Source organism: Roseibium sp. Sym1, assembly GCF_027359675.1.
Lineage (GTDB): Bacteria > Pseudomonadota > Alphaproteobacteria > Rhizobiales > Stappiaceae > Roseibium.
In genome coordinates this window covers 860780-882589 of record NZ_CP114786.1, presented here as the reverse complement: position 1 = coordinate 882589, position 21810 = coordinate 860780, and the positions used below count along the sequence as shown (strand labels likewise).

The window sequence follows — 21810 nt, the reverse complement described above, 5'->3', positions numbered from 1 at the left end:
GTCGCAGTTCGCGCCCTCATGGATGCTGCAATCTGAAACCTGAATAAGCATGACACCTCATAAGTGTGATATACTCTCATCAGTTGAGAATGGGGGGTGTATTAATGGTTTATCGGTACGTTCCAATTGTGCGCACAAAAGCAGGTGAAGCAGATGCACTCGGAAATCTAAGTGCCGCAGCAAAAGCGCGCGTTTTTCCAGTCATCAGAATGACTAATGCTGTTCCAGCTACTTTTCAGGCAAAAATGGTTCAGCAGGTGGTCAATATGCCATTCGCACTGGACGGCGCTAACAACTTTGATGCTACCGGCAGCGTCGGTGCATTCGTTGCGCTCTTTAATGGCCTCGGAACCGGCGGTCTACCAGTAATCCCGGCAATTCCTTTTGGAGCCGATCAAGCATACATCGCCGCCGCGTCCGGACTGCTCGGCTCTTTTGCGCCAGGATTGGTTCTGCAATGCTCGCTAGCCGACTTGCCTGGCATTCAAAATTGGGCATCGCACACTCAAGGCTGGAATCTGGGCGAAGTCGACCTCATCATTGACGTGGGCGGCGTTGGCGAACACAACCCTGCACAATACGCCAACTACATCTCACACACTATCAACCAAGCCAACTTGGCAAACCACCCTTGGCGATCTGTCGCCCTGCATTTGTGGAGTGCACCGAGGGATCATGGCTCTTTAAGCTATGGCAGGAATATGGTTCAGCGCAAAGACTGGCTCACTTGGCAAGGGGTCTACCCCAATGTTCCCTTCGATCTAGATTTTTCGGATTCAGGACACGTGCACCCCTCACTTGAAGAAGTGCCCGGTTACGCGATGGCCAATGCGACCGTTAGCGTTAGATATACAATCGACGATGCATGGATCATTCATAAGGGCGTTGCAACCACCGGACCAAACGGCATTGACATGGGCACCCAATACCGTGGACACGCACAAACGCTGATTGCGGATCAAGATTTTAATCAAATTCCCAACTGTTGGGGAGATGACCGAATTAGAGCATATGCCGCAGCGCCAGCGGGCGGAAGTGCTGGAGGGCGACCTCAATGGGCAGCAATACTATTGAATAGGCACATTTCGCTGGTAGCCGATAGGCTGCCCTAACCACCCATCTCGGGATTTCAGAGCCGCGCGCACTTCAAATGTCAGTGTTTCAAGTGGCAATTCGTGAGCCATTCGCTGGTGTATAACGCGCGCTGCCTTACTTCGAAAACCCTTCGCCAAATTGTAGCGATCCAAGACGGCGATAGCCTCTTCTTTCCACAAAAGCTGCGCCACGAGAAACGGGTCTATCTCTTTATTAAGTTCGGGTTCCTGTAGATTTTCGAGAATTATTTGCCCGTTATTTTCTCTTGCGGAAATAATTCCCCACCATTTCGGAACTATTTTTTTTGCTTTTTCAATATGTTTACTTCCACAAACCAGAGTCAATCTATCAAAAACAAGGCCGTAATACTTAGCTTGTGTTGGTAGCCGCTCTAACGTGTCGCGGTCACTTTTCAGCTCAAAACCAGATAGTTCACCATTTATCGTTGCAACGTCGATCCGGACGGTTCCGGACCAAATGCCCATTTCTTGGACAATGCGCGTAGTAGGATCGTGCAAATGCGCGGCCTGTAGGTCACGAACGACCACGTCACGCACATCGCGATCCCTCATTTGCAATCTCCACAAAGCTTATAAAATGAATCTTGAGTGTAATCCGTAAAATAAGAATAATCGATAGGTCAACAAAATTGACCTATTTTCACCATTTTTCTTTTCGCTTTAGGTGGCAGACTTTTCGTAATCGGTGTCTGCGGCCCACAAGTTTTTTCTTGACGATGTTAAGTTCCATGGCAGGAGGATCATCGATCCGGCTTTTCGGACACCCGTGCAGCGTCAGGGGGGCTTAGCTTGACCGAGATTCTTTGTGGACTGACGTTGAACTCCAAGCCTTGGATGGCAGCTTTCTTCGGCACTGCCGCCTCTGCTCTGCGAAAATGCTGACCGTTTGACAAAAGGCAGGAACGCGAAAGCTGCACCGCAGTGCGAGGATGAGCGGAAACGTCCGCCCTGGGCAGATTTGTGCCAAACAGGCATCAGTCAGGGGCAGGGTTGGCACACCGCGCTGCCGCGGGGCGGCTTAGAGCCCAATGTGGACGTCACTGCCAAGTTGATATGATTGCAGTACTTATTATTTTGTTTTTCTATACAAACTCGAATACACGTAATCGTTGTGGTCCAAAGGTGAAGGTCAGTGGCTGATTTTCCAATACACAGTTTTGAAGACTGCCTGAAGATGGCCGGAGCCAGGAAACACATCCTTCTTGGCAACGGTTTTAGCATTGCTTTGAAGCCAGACATCTTCAGTTACGGTTCGCTCTACGGCAAAGCTGATTTCTCCACCGTCCCACATGCTGCAGAGGTGTTTGAGGCCCTAGAAACGCAGGACTTCGAAGCCGTAATCCGCCTGCTCGTGGACATGGTGAAAGTCTTGAAATGCTATAAGGCCTCCTCACCGGAACTGGTTGCTCAGATCGAAGTGGATGCTGCCACGATCAAGACAATCCTCGCCGAGGCCATCGCGCGAAATCACCCAGACCGGCCCTATGACATTACGAACGCGCAATATGCTGCATGTCGTGCATTTCTATTCAACTTTGGGCATATCTACACACTGAACTACGACGTGCTACTCTACTGGGCGCTCATGCATGACGAGGTCGATGAACTGCGCATCAGGTGCGATGATGGTTTCCGCCACCCGGAGGGAAATGAGGACGCCCCCTATGTTTCCTGGCAGGACAGCAATTCACCAACCGTGCATTTCCTTCACGGAGCTTTGCATATCTTCGATGCCGGGCATGAGATCACGAAATATACGTGGTCGAAGACGGACATCCCGATTGTCGAGCAGGTTCGTTCTGCCCTCGACGAAGAGAAGTATCCCCTTTTCGTCGCGGAAGGACATAGTCATGACAAGCTCGACAAGATCATGCACAGCGCCTACCTGCACAAGGCGCTTCGTAGCTTTTCCAGCATAAGTGGATCGTTGTTTATTTTCGGACACTCGTTCGATGACAACGACGATCACGTCCTGAAGAAGATCCCCGAAGGAAAGGTTACCGATCTTTTCGTCGGTCTATATGGAGATCCCAACTCGGACAACAACAAGCGGATTATCGCAAAGGCATTCAGCTTCGTCGACTTCCGGGCTGAAACTGGAAGGCGGAACAAGCTCAAAATCCACTTTTTTGATGTTGGCACGGCGAAGGTTTGGGGATGATGATTCGATCAGCCCGTGTGACTGGGTAAACTCCGAATGACAGCCTCGTCCGCACAGTCGCCGTCTTACGACAATGGTCTTCGACGGCGGAACGAAAGGTGGCCTCGACGGACTGCACCGCAGCAGTATTTCAGCAAGTGAATGTCCACCCCAGCCTGAAACTGCCAATCCGCACCCACCCTCAACCGAAGTTCCAGTTGATTTGTACCATCGGAGCAGATCTCATGGTCTCCTCGGCAAACCCCAAATTCACCAGCCGCAGGAACCGCGGCTGACTGGAGCCACCATGCGCCTGCTTGCTTTCACCCTTGCCCTGTTTCTTGTTTGCGGCCCGGCTCTGGCCGGTGTGGAAGACAAGGTCGCGGCCACGGCGCCGTCGGGGGTCGTGCTCGTGCTGGATGGCGCGGGCAACGAGCTGGTGGCGCAAAACGCCAGCCGGTCCTTCGTCCCGGCGTCCGTCGCCAAACTCGTCACCGCCTGGTTGGCGCTGGAGGTTCTGGGGGGCGATTACCGGTTCAAGACAAACTTTTACCTGGACAGCGACAGGGTGCTTTATGTGCGCGGCGGCGGCGATCCCTTCCTTGTCTCCGAGGAGCTCGCGCTGCTCGCGCCCGAGCTTGTCGCCGCGATCGGCAAGGAGCCGTTCGCGGGCCTTGTTCTGGACGCAAGCTATTACCCGGCAAGTCTTCGTATCCCCGGTATCGAAGACACCGGTGCGGCCTATGACGCCCTGAACGCGGCGCTTGCGGTCAATTTCAACACGATCCATGCCGTCAGAAAGGGAAACACCGTCCGCTCCGCGGAAGAGCAGACCCCGATCACCCCCCTGGCGGTGAGCCAGTTCCGCAAGCGCGGTCCCAACGGGCGCGGCCGCATCAGCCTGGCCCAGGAAGACCCTGAAGTGGGCGTGCGCTATGCCGGCGAGCTTCTCGCCGCCTTTATCGAGCGGGCCGGAGGCAGCGTTGACGGCGACATCTCGACCGGATCCGTGCCGGCGGGCCTGGAGCCTGTCCATGTGCACCGCCAGTCCCGCCCCCTTTCGGAGATCCTGACCCAGTTGATGATCGGCTCGAACAACTACATTGCCAACCAGATCTTTCTGGAGATTGGCGCCCACCGTCTCGGCGGGCCGGTCAGCCTTGAAAAGTCGCAGCAAGTCGCAAAGGAGATCCTGGCCGCGCACGGCATTACCGAGGGCATCGAGCTCAGGGAAGGCTCGGGCATCAGCCCCGACAACCGGTTCTCCCCCCAAAGCCTCGCCAGGGTGCTGCAGCAGTTTGCGCCGCACGCTGACCTGCTCCCCAAGACCCGGGCCGGATCACGCTACAAGACGGGCACGATCCCGGGCGTGAAGGCCCTGGCGGGATACGTCAAAACCTCAAACCACGGCCTGGTGCCCTTCGTGATCTCGCTCAAAGGCAACACGGGTAAGACCCGGTTCCGCCTGCTCCGGACGCTTGAGCTCGGTCTCTAGGGTCTGTGGACATTTAGGATTTGGCCTTGGTTTGAGCGCAAATTGCTCCGCTTCAAGAAGCGAAGGCACGGGAAGGGTGACCCCTTTCAAGCCTTTGCGACGCCGAAGGGGGCAATTTGCGCCAAATCCCTTCGGGACGCGGCGGATTTCGGTCTAGGGAGCGTCGGAAAGTCCTTGTGGTGGGAGGCACCACTGCGGACTTTCCTCCTCCCCGGGACCGAAATCCGACACGCGCCAAGGCCGAAACCTAATTGTCCACAGACCCTAGCAGGAGGCCGGAGGCCAGTGCGGCCGGCTATGGGGCGATGTCCTTAAAAAGGACCCCAGCCAGCGCACGTCAATTCAATCCGTTCCAATAACCTGACGCAGAACCGCTTCCGGACATGGAGAAAAAGACGCCGTTGTCGCGCTCAGCGCTGTTCGGCTTCTGCCGGACCCTGTTCCTCAGAGCCTCTGCGGTAATAGAGACGCCAACCTCAAGGTTCGAATGGTGTTCACCGAGGCTCGGATCAATCAGGCCATGCTGGTAACGATCGACAAGCGCTTTAGGGAGATCGACCAGCCAGAAGTTTTCATCGGAACGGCAGGACAGAAGGATCGTATAGGGGGCAATCCCGTGTTCCTTGATTATTGCCTCGATCAGAACCATGCCGTCATCAAGCGATAGGCCCACCTCTTTACGAATGGCCTGGGGGGCTGCTGTGTATCTGTAGGCAGGTGGCGCCCTGCGCGGCAGTCGAAAGAACAATGTTGGCTTTTCAAGCAAGCTGGGGCAGAGAGCGCCAATTTTTTCGATGAAGACCTTTCCGATGCCGAAATCATCTCCATGAAAGGCAATCATGTGTTCGACGGACTTGTAGGCAATGTGTTCGTGCCCAGCGAATTCGGCGGAATTCACATCACCGATCCAGACGTCGTTCTGGTAATCGACATCCAAAAGCTTGAATTCACATCCGGTGATCCCGATGCTGAAATTCCATTGGTGCTCAAAAAGACGATTTACGTCTCCCGGATTGCGCATGAGGATCTTGATCCCGATGACGCCGAATGGCGCTTCGCGAGAGATCATCTTTTCGACGGCGCCGTCCTGAATATCAAAGACCGTGGAGGTGTTCCACAAGTCGATAAGATGCGCCTGAAACTCTGCGCCTATTGCATCGATCAGTCTTTCAACGCGCCCCTTGCTTGGTGACACATCAGTCTCCGGTCTCTGTTTGGTCACTCGGTCTTCCAAACGAATATATGTCATCCGGGCTTTGCCAGGTACTCCCCGCCTTCTAAAAAACGCCCCGGAAGAGGTTGAGTGGCTCCGGCACATCAGACTTTCAGCACCCAGGACAATGCCTTAAGAATGACCCCTTGAGCTTTTCCTGCGCGTAGAGGGGTCACATGGAAAAACGCAGATTGGGGGCCGGCGGTCCGGAAGTGGGCGCCATCGGCTATGGCGCGATGTCCTTTTCCGACATGTACGGGCCGACGAACGAAACCGAAAGCCACGCCGTCCTGAATGCCTGCCGGGATCTGGGCGTCACGCATCTGGATACGGCCAATGTCTACGGCATGGGCAAATCGGAAAGTGCCATCGGCACCTATCTGAAAGCCAACCCGGGCGCGCGGGACGCGTTCGTCATCGCGACAAAGGCAACGATCACCCGCGACGCGGACGGCAACCGCAGCTTCGACAATTCGGCGGAGCACCTTGAAGCCGAGCTGGACAAGTCCTTGCTGCGGCTCGGCCTGGACTGCGTGGATCTCTTCTACGCCCATCGCCGCGATCCGCGCTTCACCCCAGAAGAAACGGCGGCCAATCTCGGCCGGCTGGTCGAAAAGGGCAAGACCCGCGCGATCGGCCTGTCGGAAGTCGCACCGTCCACCCTGCGCCGTGCCATCAAGGTCTTCCCCGTCGCCGCCGTTCAATCGGAATATTCGCTTTCGACGCGCGCGCCCGATCTCGGGCTGGTGCAGGCCTGCGCCGAGCTTGGCGTCGCCATGGTGGCCTTCTCGCCCGTGGGCCGCTCGCTGCTGACGGACCACCCGATCCCGCGCGAGCGGATCCCCGACCTGCCGTTCCTTGCCACGAACCCGCGGTTCATGGAGCCGAACCTGACCGAAAACCTGCGCATCATGGAAGGCTTTAAAAAACTCGCGGCAGAGATGGGCACGAGCGCGGCGGGGCTGGCGAATGCCTGGCTGCTGACCCGCGGACCGCATGTGATCCCGATCCCGGGAACACGGTCGGTGGATCACCTGCGTGAATGCGTCTCGGGCGCGGCCCTGACCCTGACGGCTGCGGATCTGGAGCGAATCGAGGCCGTGCTGCCCGTCGGCTGGGCGCATGGCGACCGCTACTCGGAGGCACAATCGGTCGGACCCGAGCGTTATTGCTGACACAAACCGGGCAACAAACCGGGCATTGGCCGAATGGCCGCCCCGGGGCCGGCTCCTCCCGACCCGGCGCCCCGGAATTGAGCAAGGTCAACGTGGGGCACGCGCAAATGCGCTAGGGTACATACCCTGTGAGACCACCGCTTCAGGTGGACGGGAGCCGCCGGTGCCAGGGCACAAAGGCCGGCCAGGGAGGCTCCTTCAGCAACACCGGAAACCGGGGGCAAGGGAGGTTCAGATGATCAATCATGTACTTGTTGCAACAGACGGATCCGACAGTTCGATCCGGGCCGTCGACACGGCGGCCGGGATCGCCCTGAAATTCGGCGCGCGGCTGACGGTTCTGCACGTGATGCTGCATGGCAGCCGCGCCGAGGAAGCCAGCAGGATGGCGGAAGCCGAACATCTCGTGCGCCATGCATCGGCAAGCGCCCTGCCGGACCTGGAAAACGTGCCGGGATCGATGACGGACCTGTTCCGGGCGTCCCGGAACAACGAGGAGACGGCACGGGTCCTCTCCGCGATCGGCGACCGCATCGTCGAGGACGCCGCGGAACGGGCCCGCAAGGCCGGGGTCGGCGAGGTCGCCACCCTGGTCGAGGCGGGAGACTATGCCGAGACCATCCTGAAAGCCGCGCAAACAGGCGGCGCGGACATGATCGTGCTGGGCAGCCGGGGGCTCGGCAGCCTGGAAGGCATGCTGCTTGGCAGCGTGTCCGACAAGGTCGCCCGGCACGCGGCCTGCAGTGTCCTGACGGTGCGCTGAGCCGGCGGTCCGACGGGCGCGGGCACCGGGCCTTGAACGCGGGCAGGGCGCATGTTTTTCCGGCCTGCCCGAAGTCTTTCCTTCCCAAGACAGCTCTTTGCGGTCACGGTGCGGCCATGAGTGCATTGTTTGAAGAACTGGACTACGCCCCGACCCCCATCGGGGCGATTTCCCTGCGCCGGCGCCATATCCTGGCGCTGAAGACCGACGTCTTTGAAATCCTGCTCGGCGAGGAACACCTGATGTCGAGCCTGTTCACCGCGTCGGAAGTCGCGCTGGCGGACAAGGGGCTGGCCGCGCTCCCGGGCACCGGGCTGGACGTCCTGGTGGGCGGTCTCGGTCTCGGCTACACCGCGAAGGCCGTTCTGGCGCATGACGGTGTTGCAGCTCTCGACGTTGTCGATATGCTGGAGCCGGTGATCCGCTGGCACAGGGACGGGCTGGTGCCGATGAAGACCGAACTGGCCGACGACCTGCGCTGCCGGCTGGTCCAGGGGGATTTTTTCGCCCTGGCGGCCTCGGACCAGGGCTTCGATGTCGAGCGGCCCGGCCGGCAATATGACGCCCTCCTGATCGACATCGACCACACGCCCGAACGCCTGCTGCATGGCGGCTCGAAAGGCTTCTATACGCCGGAAGGGCTGAAGGCCGTGCAGCGTTTCGTCAAACCCGGCGGCGTCGTCGGGCTGTGGTCCGACGAGGCGCCGGACGATGCCATCACGGCACTGCTGGCCTCGGCCTTTGACGAAGCCTGGGCGGAGCCGGTGGTGTTTGAAAATCCGCTGCAGGACGGGCGCGAGGTCACCCAGGCCGTTTATCTCGGCCGCAAGGGCTGATCCGCTGCGGCGTATCTCTCCCGCTCGGCGTCCATCGCCGCCCGCCAGCGTTTCTTGAGCGCTGCGGGCGTCTCCGGATAGCGCTCCTCGAGCCGCCGGGCAAAGGTCATGCGGTCGGTGCGGAAATAGCGGAAGCCATCCCGCAGCTCGCACCAGGCCGCCAGGATCCGGCCTTCGTCGCGATAGCCCAGCAGGATCGGCCAGACGATGCGTTCGCTCTCCCGCCCGTTCTGATCGCGATAGCCGAGGGATATTTTCCTGCCGTCCAGAATGGCCTGGCGAAGCATAGCGGCATCGACCAGGTCCTCTGATGCGGCAGCCACGGGCCGCACACTCATGGCCGTGCCCTCGATGTGACGGCGCAGCGGTTCCGGCGTGATCGCCTCGATCTTGGCCAGAAGGTTTTCCGCCGCCCGGGCAAGCTCCGGTTCGGCGCGGGTCGACACCCAGAGTGCGCCCAGGACGGCGGCGTCGATCTCCTCGGCGGTCAGCATCAGCGGCGGCATGTCGAAGCCGTCCTCCAGAACATAACCGACACCCGCTTCGCCGCGGATCGGCACGCGCTGCGCGGTCAGCGTGGCGATGTCGCGATAGACCGAGCGTTTCGACACTTCCAGCTCGTCCGCGATCGCCTGGGCCGAGACCGGCCGGCGCACCCGCCTCAGGATCTGGATGATTTCGAACAGCCTGTCCGCGCGCCGCATGGGGTCCCGTTCCGTGATGATGCTGCCAACACGTTGTCAGCAGGGCGCCTTTATAGGACCGCAAGCGCCCCGTTGAAAGCGCCCCGTTGAACGCGCAACGCCACCACGTGACGAGCCATGACAAGACAGCTGACGACCTTCATCGCCTTTTTCCTTTTCACAACCGCAACCGCGCTGAACGCGCAGGAGACCGACATGAGCAAGACCGGACCGGCCGCCTTCGAGAGACTTGGGATCTATGTTCTTTCCTCCGATCTTGAGCGCTCGGAGGCCTTCTACCGGGCACTCTTCGGCAAGGGCCCGGGCGTTCAGACCGAGGTCTTCATGGGCTTCGACATTGCCGGCGGCCTGTTCGCGGTCGTCTCGAAGGAGACATTTGCACCGGAGGCAAAACTGGGCGGCAACGCCATTCCCTATCTCAAGGTTCCGGACCTGGCGGCGGCCCATGATCACGTGCGGCAGGTCGCCCCTGACGCCCTGATGGCACCCGGCGTGATCCGCGAAGGCCCGATCAGCCTGTTCAAGTTTACCGATCCCGACGGCAACATCCTGGAGTATTTTGCGCTGAGCGTGCCGGTCGAGGGGCTGTGACGACCGGCGTCACGCGCTATGCCGTCTCGGTTGCACGGTCGTCGAGCGTTGCGCGGCCCTTGGGGGTGAGGCCATAGACGCCGCGCTCGACCCGCTCGAACCAGCCATAGTGATCGTCGGCCATCATGCGGGTGGCGCGGCCGACGCCGGTCGCCTTTGCCACCTCAGCGCCGCGGCAGGGACCGTTCTCCGCCAGATGCTGCGCGCAGCGGATGGCGTCCTGGCGATAGGCGGTCACCAGGGTCACGCGGGTCGAGCCGCCGGTATTGGGATCGCCGACCCGGCGGGAAAACTCCCGCAGAAGCCGGTCCTTGCGCGGCTTGGACTTGCGCGGCGTGAACGGTCCGGGGTCGAGATGCACCTCGACGAACCCGTCCGACAGCCGCACGGTGATCACGCCGATCCCGAGCCGCCGGGCAAGCTTGAGATTGTTTTTCAGCGCCGCGAGAAAGCGTTTCCCCGGTCCGCGCGCGACCGCCACATAGACCGCGTCGGTGACCGCCTGTCGCTCCACCGCCTGGTGAAACAGGCTGAGCGTGAAGCCGGTCTTCAGCTCGACGATCACCGGGTCCTCGTCGCCGCGGCAGGCGACGAGATCGGCGGCGCCGACCTCGGCCTTCACTTCGTAGCCCTGGCCTTCCAGGTATGCCTTGACCGGCTGGTAGAGTTCGGTTTCCAGAATGCGCCCCATGCGGCAAGTTTAGGCGGGGCGCAAAACCCGGGCAATCGGCGGGAGAACACTGGTCCAAGTGGTCCACCGTTTCCGGGTGGTTGCACGGTCCTGAACAAGCGTCACAACCCGCTCTGCGTCATCCTGAGGAGGACCGAAGGTCCGTCTCGAAGGATCCGCTGCCCACTCCGGAACAAGTGGCCGCTCCTTCGAGACGCCGCTGTCGCGGCTCCTCAGGATGACGCTTTTGGGTGTGGCGGTGTTGTGCCGGGAGCGTCTCGAAACACATTGCCGTTCACTTCACCCCGTCACCACCCACTCCTCGTCATCCTGAGGAAGGCCGAGAGGCCCGTCTCGAAGGACAGGCTGCCCACTCCGGAACAAGTGGCCGCTCCTTCGAGACGCCGCTGTCGCGGCTCCTCAGGATGACGCCTGTGGGTGCGGGGATGCAGTGCCGGAAGCGTCTTGAAACACACCGGCGTCATTCCGGCCTTGAGGTACAGCCGGAGACATAGCTAACAGGTGTTCGGAGACATGTTTGACACTTCAGCACGGTCTTCACCCCCCCCTCCCCCGCGTCATCTTGAGGAGGACCGTGAGGTCCGTCTCGAAGGATCCGCTGCACACTCTGGAACAAGCGGCCGCTCCTTCGAGACGCCGCTGGCGCGGCTCCTCAGGATAACGCTTGTGGGTGTGGAGATGTTTTGGCGAGCAGTGCTACAGTTACAACGTGGGTGGTGGAATGGAGGAAACCCGTCATTCCAGCCCCGGCCAGTTTGCGTCCGCCTTGGAAATGTAGCCTGGAATGTCCCGGCTCCAGGTGCGCTGCACGGAGCGGGAATAGTTCAGGTAAAGCTTGCCCGACACCACCTTGTAGGCGAGCGGATCGACGCCGACCTTGTAGCCGCGCGAGACGCCGTAGGCGCAGTAGCCGTCATATTGCGGGGCGAAGCGAGCCGGGTCCTTCTTGAAGGCATCCCGGTTGCGGGCGTTGGCGAAACGGTAGGTGAGACCGTTGTGCCGGGCGGTGAAGTCGGCTGTGCCTTTTGCGGGTGTGTTGCCGGTGAAATAACTCACCGGATCGTAGCCGGTCAGGGCCAGCGGGTCCTTGGCAAGGGCGGGCACCGCGTAACCGGCGGCGGCCGCCATGCCGGCGGCTCCCAGCATCAGCCCGAGAAATGCTCTGCGTGTGATCATGTCCCTCTCCCGGCAAGCAACCAAGCCGGGTCAAAATGTCGGCAACCCCGATGACATGCAATCGACAATCCCGTGAGGCGGGAGGGAGCGGCCGCAGCCCCAAAGGACCGCGGCCGTACGCCGTCAAAGGGCAGGGATGCGCAGCACCTGGCCCGGGTAGATCTTGTCCGGATCGGACAGCATCGGCTTGTTCGCCTCGAAGATCGCCTGATACTTGGAGCCGTTGCCATAGGCCTTCTCGGCGACCTTCCACAGCGTGTCGCCCTTTTCGACCGTGTGGAAGCTTGCTTCCGGCTCGGCGGAGGCGACGGAGATTTCCTCTTCGACCTTGGCGACCCCGAGCACGTTGCCCGCGGCCAGAATCAGTTTCTCGCGCGCTTCCTGTGTCGGCGCCGCGCCCGCGATCTTGACCGTGTCGCCGCTGACCTCGACCTTGACGTCGCCTTCCAGGCCGAGATCGGCAACTTCCTTTTCGATCGCCTCGGCGCTTGCTTCCGGTGCCTCGTCGTCGCCAAACAGCGACTTGCCCGCGTCTTTCACAAAATCAAAGAAACCCATGTCAATCTTCCTTCAAGAACTCATCAGGTGGATTCGACGCCCCTCGCGAAGTCGGCAAATTCACGCAAGGGTATCCTATTGCAAAAGAAGACGGTGAGTGGAAGCGCAATTCTGCCCGGCCCGGCGGCAAAGGTCCCGGCGAACGCTGGAGGTTCCTCACGCAAGCGTGAGCGCATGACAGGGCCGGCATGCGGTCTCCGCCTCGGAATTGCCGGCAATCGCCCTATACTTCGTCCCGAACAGTGCCGGCCTGGAGGCAGGCGGGCCTTGCAACGTTCGACAGGAGAGCTCTTGATGACCCATGACCTCATCTCCCGCCGCACACTTCTTGCCGCCGGTGCCGCCGGCACCGCCGCCCTGGCAACCGCGCGGGCGGGTCTGATCGTTCCCGCGCAGGCCAGGGGCCTTGCGCCGACACGCTCGATGCGCGGCGGCTCCAACAATTACCGGCCCGGTGCGCCGATCGTGGACAGGATCGGCGGCGGCGGCTTCTGGATGTCGGGCACCGTCCGCCGCGCCGGCGACGGCGCACCGCTTCCCGGCCAGCGCATCCAGATCTGGGCCCACACCACCGAAGGCCACGAGCGCGACCAGCGCAGCCACGGCGCGACGCTGACCGACGAAAACGGCGTCTTCCGCCTGGAGATGCCGCAGATCGTGCCGGCGTTCGGCCAGCCGCACGGGCACCTGGCCTATGACAGCGGCGCGTTCGAAACGGTGTTCCTGCGTCCGGTGATGTCAAGCTCCAGCGACACCAGCCTGGAGGCACATTTCGTGCTGCAGCCGGCCTGATCCGGACAATGCCTGAAGCGAGCCGCCGCCTGCCTGCGCTCCCTGTCCGCGCTGGCCTGATCTGGACGGGCCTCGCCGCCGCGATCCTGCTGCCGGTGGCGCTCGCCGCCGCCAGCCCGCTGCTGCAATGGCGCCAGCCGGTCTATATCACCGCCGGCTTCGCCGGCATCATCGCGATGTCCCTGCTGCTGCTCCAACCTCTTCTGGCCGGTGGTTTGCTGCCGGGCCTCAGGGGCCCGCGCGGCCGCAAGCTGCATCGCCGGACCGGCGCCCTGCTGGTCAGTGCTGTCATCCTGCATGTCGCCGGCCTCTGGATCACCAGTCCTCCGGACGTGATCGATGCGCTCCTGTTCCGCTCGCCGACACCCTTCTCCGCCTGGGGGGTGATCGCCATGGCAGCGGTGTTCGCGGCCGGGCTCCTCGCCTTGTTCCGCGGCCGTCTCCGCTTGAGTCCCCGCGCATGGCGGCGCGCGCATGTCGGCCTGGTGCTGGTTATCGTTGCCGGCAGCGTCGTGCACGCGCTGCTGATCGAGGGCACGATGGAGTGGGTCTCGAAAGTGGTGCTGTGCGTGGCGGTTGTCCTGGTGACCGGGCAGGAGGTCGGAAAGCTCAAGCTGCGCGGGCGCGGCAGGTGAGACGACACGAAGGAGCCCCGATCCGGAACGGGCAACGCGCCTCCAGGTGTGCACAAGACGCTTTTTTGGCTTCCCGGAAAGCAGCGGCAGGGTTCCGGAGCTTTTGGCAGTCGTCTTAACTAAGTAGAAAAAGCAATATTTACACGCTTTGCGCGATGCGGGACCTTGCTCTTGGGGCAGGCACTCAACACACACGCAATAGCGAGGGCGAATGCGGATCCTGAGATTGTTGCTTGCAGGTTTGGTCATCGCAGCCGCGGTTTTTGTCATAGCAGGCGAACAATTGTCGGGGACGAGCGCGGATGCCGTCATCAATGCGCGCCTGACCACGGTACGTGCACCGACTGCGGGCCTGCTGTCACTGCCGCACAGGCTGTTGGGGTCTGCTGTCGACAAGGGCGAGCGGCTCGGGTCGATCGATGATCCATTGGTGGACAATATCCACCTCAATGACATGTTTCGCGAAAAGGCGACCGTGTCGGCGGAAATCGTTCGCCTGACCGATGTTGTTGCCGCATTGGATAGCTCTGTTGCGGACTTGAAGGCCAGGTCGCAGCGGTATCAGAAGCAGCGTGTTCGCCAGCTTGAGGCTGAACTTCGAGCCCTGAAATCGGAAATCGGTGCTGCCGAAGCCAGGGGTGACGAGGCACGCGCTGCATTCAAACGGTCCAAGCAACTGACGGACCGTGGACTGGAGGCGTCTGCCTCTTTCGAGCGTATCCGCGCAGCACAGCGGGTTGCGGAACAGGAACTGGAGAATGCACGTCAACGCGCGGCTGTCATCGGGATCGAGCTGCAGGCCGCCCAGAACGGAACCTTTCTCGGAGACGGTTACAATGATGCGCCCTATTCCGAACAGAGAATTTCGGAGCTGCAGCTGGAACTGTCCGAATACAGGGCATTGCTGGAGGCCGAAAAGGCGAAGGCAGCTGCGCTGGACAGTCGCATCAACATCGAACGCGTGCGTGTGAACAGGCTGGCCTCTTCGGTATTGCTCTCGAATGTCGACGGGTCGGTTTGGGACGTGCTCACCGCTGACGGTGAAACCGTTGTGCGGGGAGAACCCCTGATGCGACTCGTCAATTGCAACTCGGCAATCGTGACGCTCAGTGTCGCGGAATCGGTCTACAATCGCCTGAAAATCGGCGATCTTGCCAAGTTTCGCGTGAATTCAGGGGACCGGACGTTTGACGGCACAATAACGCGACTCGCCGGATCCGGAGCCGAAACGATTTATCGCTATCTTGCCGTCGCTCCCAGCGAACGGCACCTGCAGCGCTTCGATGTGACCCTTGTTGTTCCTGCCCTTCGCGACGACCCTGCACTGTCTTGTGCGATCGGCCGGACCGGGCGCGTGTTCTTCGAAGCGCGGCCGCTCGACTTCTTGCGCAACCTGTGGCTATGAGATGTTCCCTTTTGTTTATCTCAGCGATACCGTTTCCAGCATCGTGCAAATCAACTTGGTGCTTGCCGTCGGTGTCCTGGTGCCGCTCCTGTTTTCGCGCGAGAAGAACTGGCACCGGATGCTGCTGTTCGGCATTTGCGGTGTCCTGACGATCAGGTATCTCCACTGGCGTTCTGCATTTACACTGGCCCCCGCGGGTCTGACCTGGGACTGTTTTGCAAGCTGGTCGTTCTTCGCAATCGAGTGCGCTGCATGCCTGTCTTCGCTCAGCGCGTTTCTGATCCTGTCGCGGGTCAAGGACCGAAAGGAGCAGGCCGACCGGCAGACGGACTGGTGGCTGCCGCAGACTGCCCCTTGGGTTGCCGTTCTCATTCCGACCTACAATGAGGAAAGGCAGGTGCTCGAAAGAACGATCGTCGGCGCACTTGCGCTTGATTATCCGAATTTCAGCGTGCACGTGCTGGATGACAACCGGCGGGACTGGCTGAAGGATTACTGCCGCGCCCTGAACGTGACCTACATCTGTCGCTCCGACAATGCCGGAGCCAAGGCGGGCAACATGAACCATGCCTTGCGACGCATGGCGGCAGAACAGGAAACGCCCGATTTCGTCGCGGTCCTCGACGCAGACTTTGTTCCTCACGGCAATTTCCTCAAGCGCACGATGGCGCTGTTGAAAGACGACACCATCGGTCTGGTCCAGACGCCGCAGCATTTTTTCAATTCGGATCCGATCCAGCACAATCTCGGCCTGAGCCGGTCTTATCCGGATGAACAACGCTTCTTCTTCGATTACATGCAGCCTTCACGCGACGCTTGGGGCATCGCGTTTTGTTGCGGTACGTCTTCCGTCATCCGTTGGAGTGCGATCAGGGAAATCGGCTGGTTCCCGACAGAAAGTGTCACCGAGGATTTTTTGCTGACGCTCAGCCTGAAAAATGTCGGTTACCGGACAGTTTATCTGAGCGAAGCGCTCACGGAAGGCCTCGCGCCTGAAGGGCTCAAGGAATATATCAGCCAACGGGCCAGGTGGTGCCTGGGCATGATGCAGATCGCTCGCAGCAGCCTCGGGCCCTTCGCGCGTAACCGGCTTGGCCTCGCGGATCGCTGGAGTGTCGTGGACAGCGTCCTCTACTGGACAACAAATTTTCCCTTCCGGATCGCCATCCTCCTCTACCCGTTGCTTTACTGGTACTTCAACATTCTGGTTGTCGACGCGAGGCTGCAGGATGTGCTCCGCTATTTCGGGACCTATTACCTCTGGATCCTGATTACCCTGAACTTTGTTTCCGGCGGTCTGGTCGTGCCCATCGTGAACGACATCAGCCAGTTGCTTGGGGCCGTTCCGATATCCCGCGCGGCCTGGACCGGACTCTTTTTTCCCAAGGGCCATCCGTTTTCGGTCACCGCAAAAGGTGGAGACCGCAGCCGGGTCGTTGTTCAATGGGGCCTGATCGCCTTGTTCGGCACGCTTTTTGTTCTGACCCTGCTCGGAATGCTGCTCGGGATTGTGATGGACAGTTTTGCCTATAACGACTCGGGCGACGGCAAAATCGTGATCATTTTCTGGACCTTCTACAATCTCCTCGTTCTCGGTGTGACCATGATCGTCTGTATCGAACTGCCGAGGCGGGAGATCCATCTCGGAGACAAGCCCGAACGTGCCGTGCTGCATCTGCAGAACGGCAAGGTCCGTGTCTGGATTGTCGGGCTGACCCAGAATTCGGTGCGTATCAGGGGGGCGGCGATACCTGACGACATGCCGGTCAGCATCGAGATCGAAACGATCGGACGCATACCGGCCGTCGTGACAATGCCCACCGACGACGGAGCCCGTTTGTTGCTGGAACCGGCTCCCGAGCAACATGAGGCGCTGTTGCGCCGCTTCTATACGACCGGCGATGCACCGGGTGTGACAAAGACCCGATACCGAGCTCTGGTTCGCGACCTGGTCCGGCGGCTTTCGGTCCCGGAGACCTGACACCTCATGGCTGTATCTTGTTCTGCAGCCGCGCTATCGCCGCACTCAGAATACGTGCTTCGGATGTTGTGCGCGATTCGTAGGGATAGATCTCTTCGCCGCGCATCACCGCCTTGGCGCAATCCGCCAGTTTGCGGAACGGCTGAATGAAGATCACGATGAACAGTCCGGTAAGCGCGGCCAGGACAATTCCGAGTACCGAGAAATAGGTGACAAACAGGCCGGAAAAGTCTGTAAGCGGGTGTGCCTCGTTGTTGATGCGCGCGATCAAACTCCAGCCGAATGAAGGAAGATCCTGATATCCGAGTGCCGGAATGACGGTCGAGAAATAGGTCCTGCCGTCGGGCCACCTTTCGGTGCCAGTCTGCGGGGCTCCTGTCATGGCGGAGCGAAAACTCTGCAGGTTTTCGATCGGGCTCTCCAGTCCGTCGGTCCTGACGACAACATGTCCGGTCCGGTCGATGATATAGACGTCCAGACCCACCACATGTGCCGTTTCCCGCAGATACTGCTCAACCCAATGGTGGTTGATATGGAAGCCGAGAACGCCCTGGACCGCCCCGGTCTCGTCAAGGACAGGTGTTGCCATATCAAGAAAGCGTCTTGGTTCGTTGTTTATCGGGGGGAGCAAATCCGCCAGGAGGACAGCCGGGTGGACTTCGCCTGCGAAGTCGCCATGAAGACCGTTCCTGAACCATGGACGGGAAGACACATCTGTTCCTTCCAGCATGCCGGCGGAGGCATTGGAAACTGTCGCGTCAACCGAAGCAATACCCGCCCAGGAAACTTTCTCCGTATCACCGACAACCAGGTCGAGAGATGCTCTGATCGAAGGGTCGTCACGGCCCGTCATCTCTTCCGCGATGAGTTTCAGTGTGCGCCATTTCTGCTGGAGTTCCCGGGAAAAGTTCTGTTCGATGCCCTTGGCGCGCACCGCGACGGCTTCCATGAGCGCGGCATCGCGGTACTCACCAAGCCTCTGGCCGACAAAGGTCCAGGCACTCGCCGCCGCAATGATGGCGCCGATTGCAACAAATCCGCAAACAGCCAGAACCAAGGGTAGGGAACCGCGACCTGCATGCATTCCTGCCATTGGTTACTCCTCCTCAAGGTTCCTGGAAAACAGTCAGGGCGAATAGGGAAATTTATATGACACAAGGCGTGACAAGACGGTGCGCAAGCACTCAAGTGCGACAGATTCGATAGACGAGGTAAACGCCGGTCTATCAATCCTCCCGGATCGGTCGGACAGCACTTCTGTCATTCAATGCCGGTTGTCCGGCAGCACATTCCCCGGCCGGTTCAAGAGGGCTCCGATCCCCGCTGTGTTCCGGAACCTCTGGCGGGAGAGCGGACCAAGCTGGGAGGGCTTTGCTCGGCCCCTGGTGTCAGTTCTCTGCAGACACGGATCCCGTGCGGACGGAACGCGGACATGGCCACGCCACGCATGCGGTCAAGGGTCGGTTCAAGCCAGGTCCGAGCCTATTTGCAACCTTGGATCACACCGCGATGTGCACTGCCGGCGACATTCATGCAGGTCAAGAGCGCTGTGAGTCTCACACCGGCCTTCCCTACGGTCGAGGCAATGGCAGCATTCCGGGTATCTGCCATAGCCTGGCTCGACGCCTTGTTGGCGAGGGAAAGATCGCCGACACATTCGTAAGGAGTGAACTCCTCTGCGTCGATCTGTTCGAACAGCGCCGTGCTCTCACGAGTGCACTGCGCCTCAGGGCCCCTTTTCGAGTCCAGGCAAAAGCATGTGGTGTCGGCGTTTGCGGTGGCGAGGGCCAAAGTCAGGAGTGTGAACGCCCAAAGGCAAGTCTTCATGTCATCAGTTCTTCATCCGGTGTCTCGCTGAACACTCTGTTCAGCGGAACAGTCCGGTGAAAGACGGCAGCGACCTTTGAGGCGTTCTGTCCGACCAGCAAGGACTGGCCCCGCACAAGCCTGGACACACTGCGCCCATTGGCAGGGCGACAGGGGGCAGGGTCCGCCCGGATCCGTGTCGCGCGCTGTGACGGCCGGCACAGGTGCGGGCGGATCGGGGCGGGCATACTGCACCGGTACATCACATCCAGAGCCGCCGCTTTCTGGGGGACAGCGTCGCGGACCGGAAAAGTTATTGAAAGGCAAGCGAAGTGGGACAGAATTCCAGGAACCGCCGGAAGGCAAGGGAACTCGGTGCGCCGGAAGCGGAAACGCTCATTGCCACGGTTCCCAAACTGGCGCGCCTGCTGTCCGGGGATCAGGTCGCGCAGGTGCAACGGGTACTCGATGCGGCGGTTCTCAATCCCGTCTACGAAGACGCCTACAAGAAGGCCATGAAGGCCGCGGTGATCTCGCGCGCGGGCAATCTCGTGCTGCGCGACCGGGCGAAGGAACGGAAGGCCCGCCGGATACTCGACAAGCGGGTGCGCGTGTCGAAGAGCGACGGTTACATCAGGGTCGATCACAACAAGATGCTGACGGCGGACGCGCTCGTGCCGCGCACCAACAATCCGGATGAGGCCGACTATCTCGTGCGCGTGCGCCGGACCCTCGATTCACAGGGGATCTGGCTGCGGCTCGGCCAGCCCTGGGAGGCGCAGGGGCGCGACCCGACCAAATGGGAATTCTGGTTCTCGCTCGGTTACAACGGCGACACCATCGCGACCGATGATGCGACCATCGACCGGGAGGAGCTGCTTGACACGACGATGCTGGGCGCCGGCTATTACAGGTCCGTGTTGACGGGCCATGTCCAGACCAAGCTCAAGCGCGCCTTCGAAAGGTTCGACACCCAGTATGACAACGGCTGGTCCCTGCACACGCAGTTGATGAGGGACCGTCACAGCGCGGCGCCCGGGATTGCGAAAATCTCGGACTGGCTGGGCGGAGCCGATTTTCCCGGCACGTCGATCTGGAACCGTCCGCACAAGCTGCGGATGAAGGCCTGGGAGGCAAATGCCGGTGGGGATGTGGTCAAGGCGCAGATCTACCTGCTGGCCGCCGCGCACGCGGTTGAATACAACGCGCAACTGCTGGCGGATTACCTCAGCGCCACCATCGATGGCGCCGAATCCGCGGTCAAGATTCTGAAGGTTGCCAAGACCACCGGCCAGGTGGCGGAGGCGGTGCTACTGGTCGTCGGTGTCGGCGCCGGCATCAAGGCTCTGCGCGTTGCCGGCAGCAGGGCGATCAGCCAGGAAGTCCGCTATGAAGCCGCCGAACAGCTGGCCCTCAGATATGCCCGGAAGGAAGGCATTTCCGAGGCCGAGCTGAAGATGGTCCGCTATGTCCCGCAACCGAGGGGAACCGTGCTCGGCAATGTCCGCGGCGGCCACAGCGCCGGCCACGGCACCGGGTCCCACAGGTGGCCGTGATGGCCGAACAGGTGTCTGGACACTCGTGTTCGGCCACCGGCTTGGGCCCTCAATACCAGAACCCCTCCCGCCGCCAGATCGTGAAATGGCCGCGCACCGGCGGGTTCGGGGTGCCGCCGAGGATGGTGAATTCGCGGCCGCCGTGGAGGCCCTTTCCGCCGGTCTCCTTCAGGGTGACATATTCGTTGCATTGCGGGCCGCCGCTGGAACTCTGGCACATGTCGATCTGGGCACTCTTGTCGTCGATCAGCTTCCAGACCCAGTCGACCAGCGCCACATGGCCGTTCCAGACCATGAAGTCGAGCGGCCTGACCTCCTTGATGTCGTCGATGTTGATCTTGGCGACATGCTTCGGATAGTTCTTCGGCGCGACGCCGTGATACTTGTCCCACTCGCCGGTGTGGATCAGGAAATTGGCGACGAAGCCGATACAGTCCATGCCGAAAAAACGGTCCTGGACCATCGCCTGCAGCGCGGCGCAGTCGGACATCTTGTCGAAATAGATCTGCTTGATCTTGCCCTTTTGCTCCAGATCCTTGGAGCCGTCCTTCTTGGCGCGGCCGCAGACCTCGACCTTGTATTTGTCGAGCAGGTCCTTGTTCTTCAGCATGAAGTTCCAGATCTTCACGAAGGTCTTGTCGTTGCCCTGGCCCTTTAGCGCCAGGTCGATGGCGCGGCCGCCGACATGCTGGTTCAGCGTGATGCCGTCCTTGTCCTTGATCCAGCGGAAGTTCTTGAAAAAGCTGTGCGCGCTGTCATTGCCGCCATTGCCGCGGTCCTTGCACAGATACTGGTTCAGCTTGACCGGCCCGGCACTGGTGGGCAGGCCCGGGTTGATGAGCAGGTCGACATACTCATAGGGCAGGAAAAACGACTCGGCCAAATTCACTCTCCTTCAAAAGGCCCCCGTAACTGCCCCTTGATTGACGCATGTACCGGCGGTGCCGTCGGCAATTGGCGGTGCCGGCACCCTGAGGCAAATACGGGGAGCGTGTCTGTCGTCTGGATCACAAAAGTGTCGTCGGGGATCCCTGAAAGACCGGGCTGCCGAACGCCGTGATCCCTTCCGGCTTGGCTGTGCATGCGGGGGGCAGGCTGCCGCGCCTCAAGACGGAACACGCTCAGTTCCAAACCCGGCGATTGCTGGCCGGAACAGGATTGCCTAAGCTTCCATCATC

The 21810-nt window shown here is 60.5% G+C and carries 20 protein-coding genes; 12 read left to right on the top strand and 8 right to left on the bottom strand.

The window, feature by feature from the left end; translation table 11 throughout:
- The first annotated feature begins 104 nt into the window (after window positions 1-104).
- Window positions 105-1112, top strand: coding sequence for a beta family protein (locus O6760_RS04000; protein ID WP_269584194.1), 1008 nt, complete (start codon window positions 105-107; stop codon window positions 1110-1112).
- On the opposite strand, the gene O6760_RS03995 is transcribed toward O6760_RS04000, so the two are convergent.
- Window positions 1068-1667 carry a sce7726 family protein gene (locus tag O6760_RS03995; protein ID WP_269584193.1) on the bottom strand — a complete coding sequence of 200 codons (600 nt, stop codon included), beginning with the start codon at window positions 1665-1667 and terminating at the stop codon, window positions 1068-1070. The two genes, O6760_RS04000 and O6760_RS03995, sit on opposite strands and share 45 nt — an antisense overlap.
- A 580-nt stretch (window positions 1668-2247) precedes the next feature.
- Here O6760_RS03995 and O6760_RS03990 point away from each other — a divergent pair.
- Complete coding sequence (locus O6760_RS03990; protein WP_269584192.1) at window positions 2248-3276, top strand: DUF4917 family protein; 1029 nt, start codon at window positions 2248-2250, stop codon at window positions 3274-3276.
- A 286-nt stretch (window positions 3277-3562) separates the two neighbouring features.
- Entirely contained in the window at window positions 3563-4750 is a 1188-nt protein-coding gene (locus tag O6760_RS03985) for a D-alanyl-D-alanine carboxypeptidase/D-alanyl-D-alanine-endopeptidase (RefSeq protein WP_269584191.1), read from the top strand.
- 337 nt (window positions 4751-5087) lie between these two features.
- On the opposite strand, the gene O6760_RS03980 is transcribed toward O6760_RS03985, so the two are convergent.
- A complete protein-coding gene (locus tag O6760_RS03980; RefSeq protein ID WP_269584190.1) occupies window positions 5088-5972 on the bottom strand; it encodes a hypothetical protein in 885 nt (294 codons plus the stop codon).
- Between the two features lie 167 nt (window positions 5973-6139).
- On the opposite strand from O6760_RS03980, the gene O6760_RS03975 reads away from it, so the two are divergent.
- The 3 genes from O6760_RS03975 (at window position 6140) to O6760_RS03965 (ending at window position 8737) form a co-directional block, all read left to right on the top strand.
- Window positions 6140-7138 (top strand): aldo/keto reductase, encoded by a 999-nt coding sequence (locus O6760_RS03975; RefSeq protein ID WP_269584189.1) that lies wholly within the window; start codon window positions 6140-6142, stop codon window positions 7136-7138.
- A gap of 235 nt (window positions 7139-7373) precedes the next feature.
- Window positions 7374-7901, top strand: coding sequence for a universal stress protein (locus tag O6760_RS03970; RefSeq protein ID WP_269584188.1), 528 nt, complete (start codon window positions 7374-7376; stop codon window positions 7899-7901).
- Window positions 7902-8017: 116 nt separating this feature from the next.
- A complete protein-coding gene (locus O6760_RS03965; RefSeq protein ID WP_269584187.1) occupies window positions 8018-8737 on the top strand; it encodes a spermidine synthase in 720 nt (239 codons plus the stop codon).
- Here the strand turns inward: O6760_RS03965 and O6760_RS03960 are convergent.
- On the bottom strand, window positions 8716-9441 hold the full coding sequence (locus O6760_RS03960; RefSeq protein ID WP_269584186.1) for a helix-turn-helix transcriptional regulator: 726 nt from the start codon (window positions 9439-9441) through the stop codon (window positions 8716-8718). The two genes, O6760_RS03965 and O6760_RS03960, sit on opposite strands and share 22 nt — an antisense overlap.
- Before the next feature lie 117 nt (window positions 9442-9558).
- Here O6760_RS03960 and O6760_RS03955 point away from each other — a divergent pair, with 117 nt between their 5' ends.
- Window positions 9559-10032, top strand: coding sequence for a VOC family protein (locus O6760_RS03955; protein ID WP_269584185.1), 474 nt, complete (start codon window positions 9559-9561; stop codon window positions 10030-10032).
- A gap of 16 nt (window positions 10033-10048) precedes the next feature.
- On the opposite strand, the gene O6760_RS03950 is transcribed toward O6760_RS03955, so the two are convergent.
- The 3 genes from O6760_RS03950 to lysM form a co-directional block, all read right to left on the bottom strand.
- Window positions 10049-10723: a DUF2161 domain-containing phosphodiesterase gene (locus O6760_RS03950; protein WP_269584184.1), complete on the bottom strand. Its 675-nt coding sequence runs from the start codon at window positions 10721-10723 to the stop codon at window positions 10049-10051.
- A 735-nt stretch (window positions 10724-11458) separates the two neighbouring features.
- Window positions 11459-11899, bottom strand: coding sequence for a YHS domain-containing (seleno)protein (locus O6760_RS03945; RefSeq protein WP_269584183.1), 441 nt, complete (start codon window positions 11897-11899; stop codon window positions 11459-11461).
- Window positions 11900-12022: 123 nt separating this feature from the next.
- Window positions 12023-12457 carry a peptidoglycan-binding protein LysM gene (gene lysM, locus O6760_RS03940; protein ID WP_269584182.1) on the bottom strand — a complete coding sequence of 145 codons (435 nt, stop codon included), beginning with the start codon at window positions 12455-12457 and terminating at the stop codon, window positions 12023-12025.
- Window positions 12458-12751: 294 nt separating this feature from the next.
- On the opposite strand from lysM, the gene O6760_RS03935 reads away from it, so the two are divergent.
- The 4 genes from O6760_RS03935 to O6760_RS03920 all read left to right on the top strand — a co-directional run bounded on the left by O6760_RS03935 (window position 12752) and on the right by O6760_RS03920 (window position 17270).
- Window positions 12752-13249 carry a twin-arginine translocation pathway signal gene (locus tag O6760_RS03935; RefSeq protein WP_269584181.1) on the top strand — a complete coding sequence of 166 codons (498 nt, stop codon included), beginning with the start codon at window positions 12752-12754 and terminating at the stop codon, window positions 13247-13249.
- A gap of 8 nt (window positions 13250-13257) precedes the next feature.
- Complete coding sequence (locus O6760_RS03930; protein WP_269584180.1) at window positions 13258-13884, top strand: ferric reductase-like transmembrane domain-containing protein; 627 nt, start codon at window positions 13258-13260, stop codon at window positions 13882-13884.
- A 283-nt stretch (window positions 13885-14167) separates the two neighbouring features.
- Window positions 14168-15289 (top strand): HlyD family secretion protein, encoded by a 1122-nt coding sequence (locus O6760_RS03925; RefSeq protein ID WP_269584179.1) that lies wholly within the window; start codon window positions 14168-14170, stop codon window positions 15287-15289.
- A 1-nt stretch (window position 15290) separates the two neighbouring features.
- The gene (locus O6760_RS03920) at window positions 15291-17270 is read left to right on the top strand and encodes a glycosyltransferase family 2 protein (protein ID WP_269584178.1); all 1980 of its coding nucleotides are present in this window, start codon (window positions 15291-15293) and stop codon (window positions 17268-17270) included.
- 4 nt (window positions 17271-17274) lie between these two features.
- Here O6760_RS03920 and O6760_RS03915 read toward each other — a convergent pair whose 3' ends face one another.
- Window positions 17275-18363, bottom strand: coding sequence for a cache domain-containing protein (locus O6760_RS03915; protein ID WP_269584177.1), 1089 nt, complete (start codon window positions 18361-18363; stop codon window positions 17275-17277).
- 1045 nt (window positions 18364-19408) lie between these two features.
- On the opposite strand from O6760_RS03915, the gene O6760_RS03910 reads away from it, so the two are divergent.
- Window positions 19409-20632, top strand: coding sequence for a hypothetical protein (locus tag O6760_RS03910; RefSeq protein ID WP_269584176.1), 1224 nt, complete (start codon window positions 19409-19411; stop codon window positions 20630-20632).
- A 49-nt stretch (window positions 20633-20681) separates the two neighbouring features.
- Here O6760_RS03910 and O6760_RS03905 read toward each other — a convergent pair whose 3' ends face one another.
- Entirely contained in the window at window positions 20682-21515 is an 834-nt protein-coding gene (locus O6760_RS03905; protein ID WP_269584175.1) for a hypothetical protein, read from the bottom strand.
- Window positions 21516-21810: the final 295 nt, after the last annotated feature.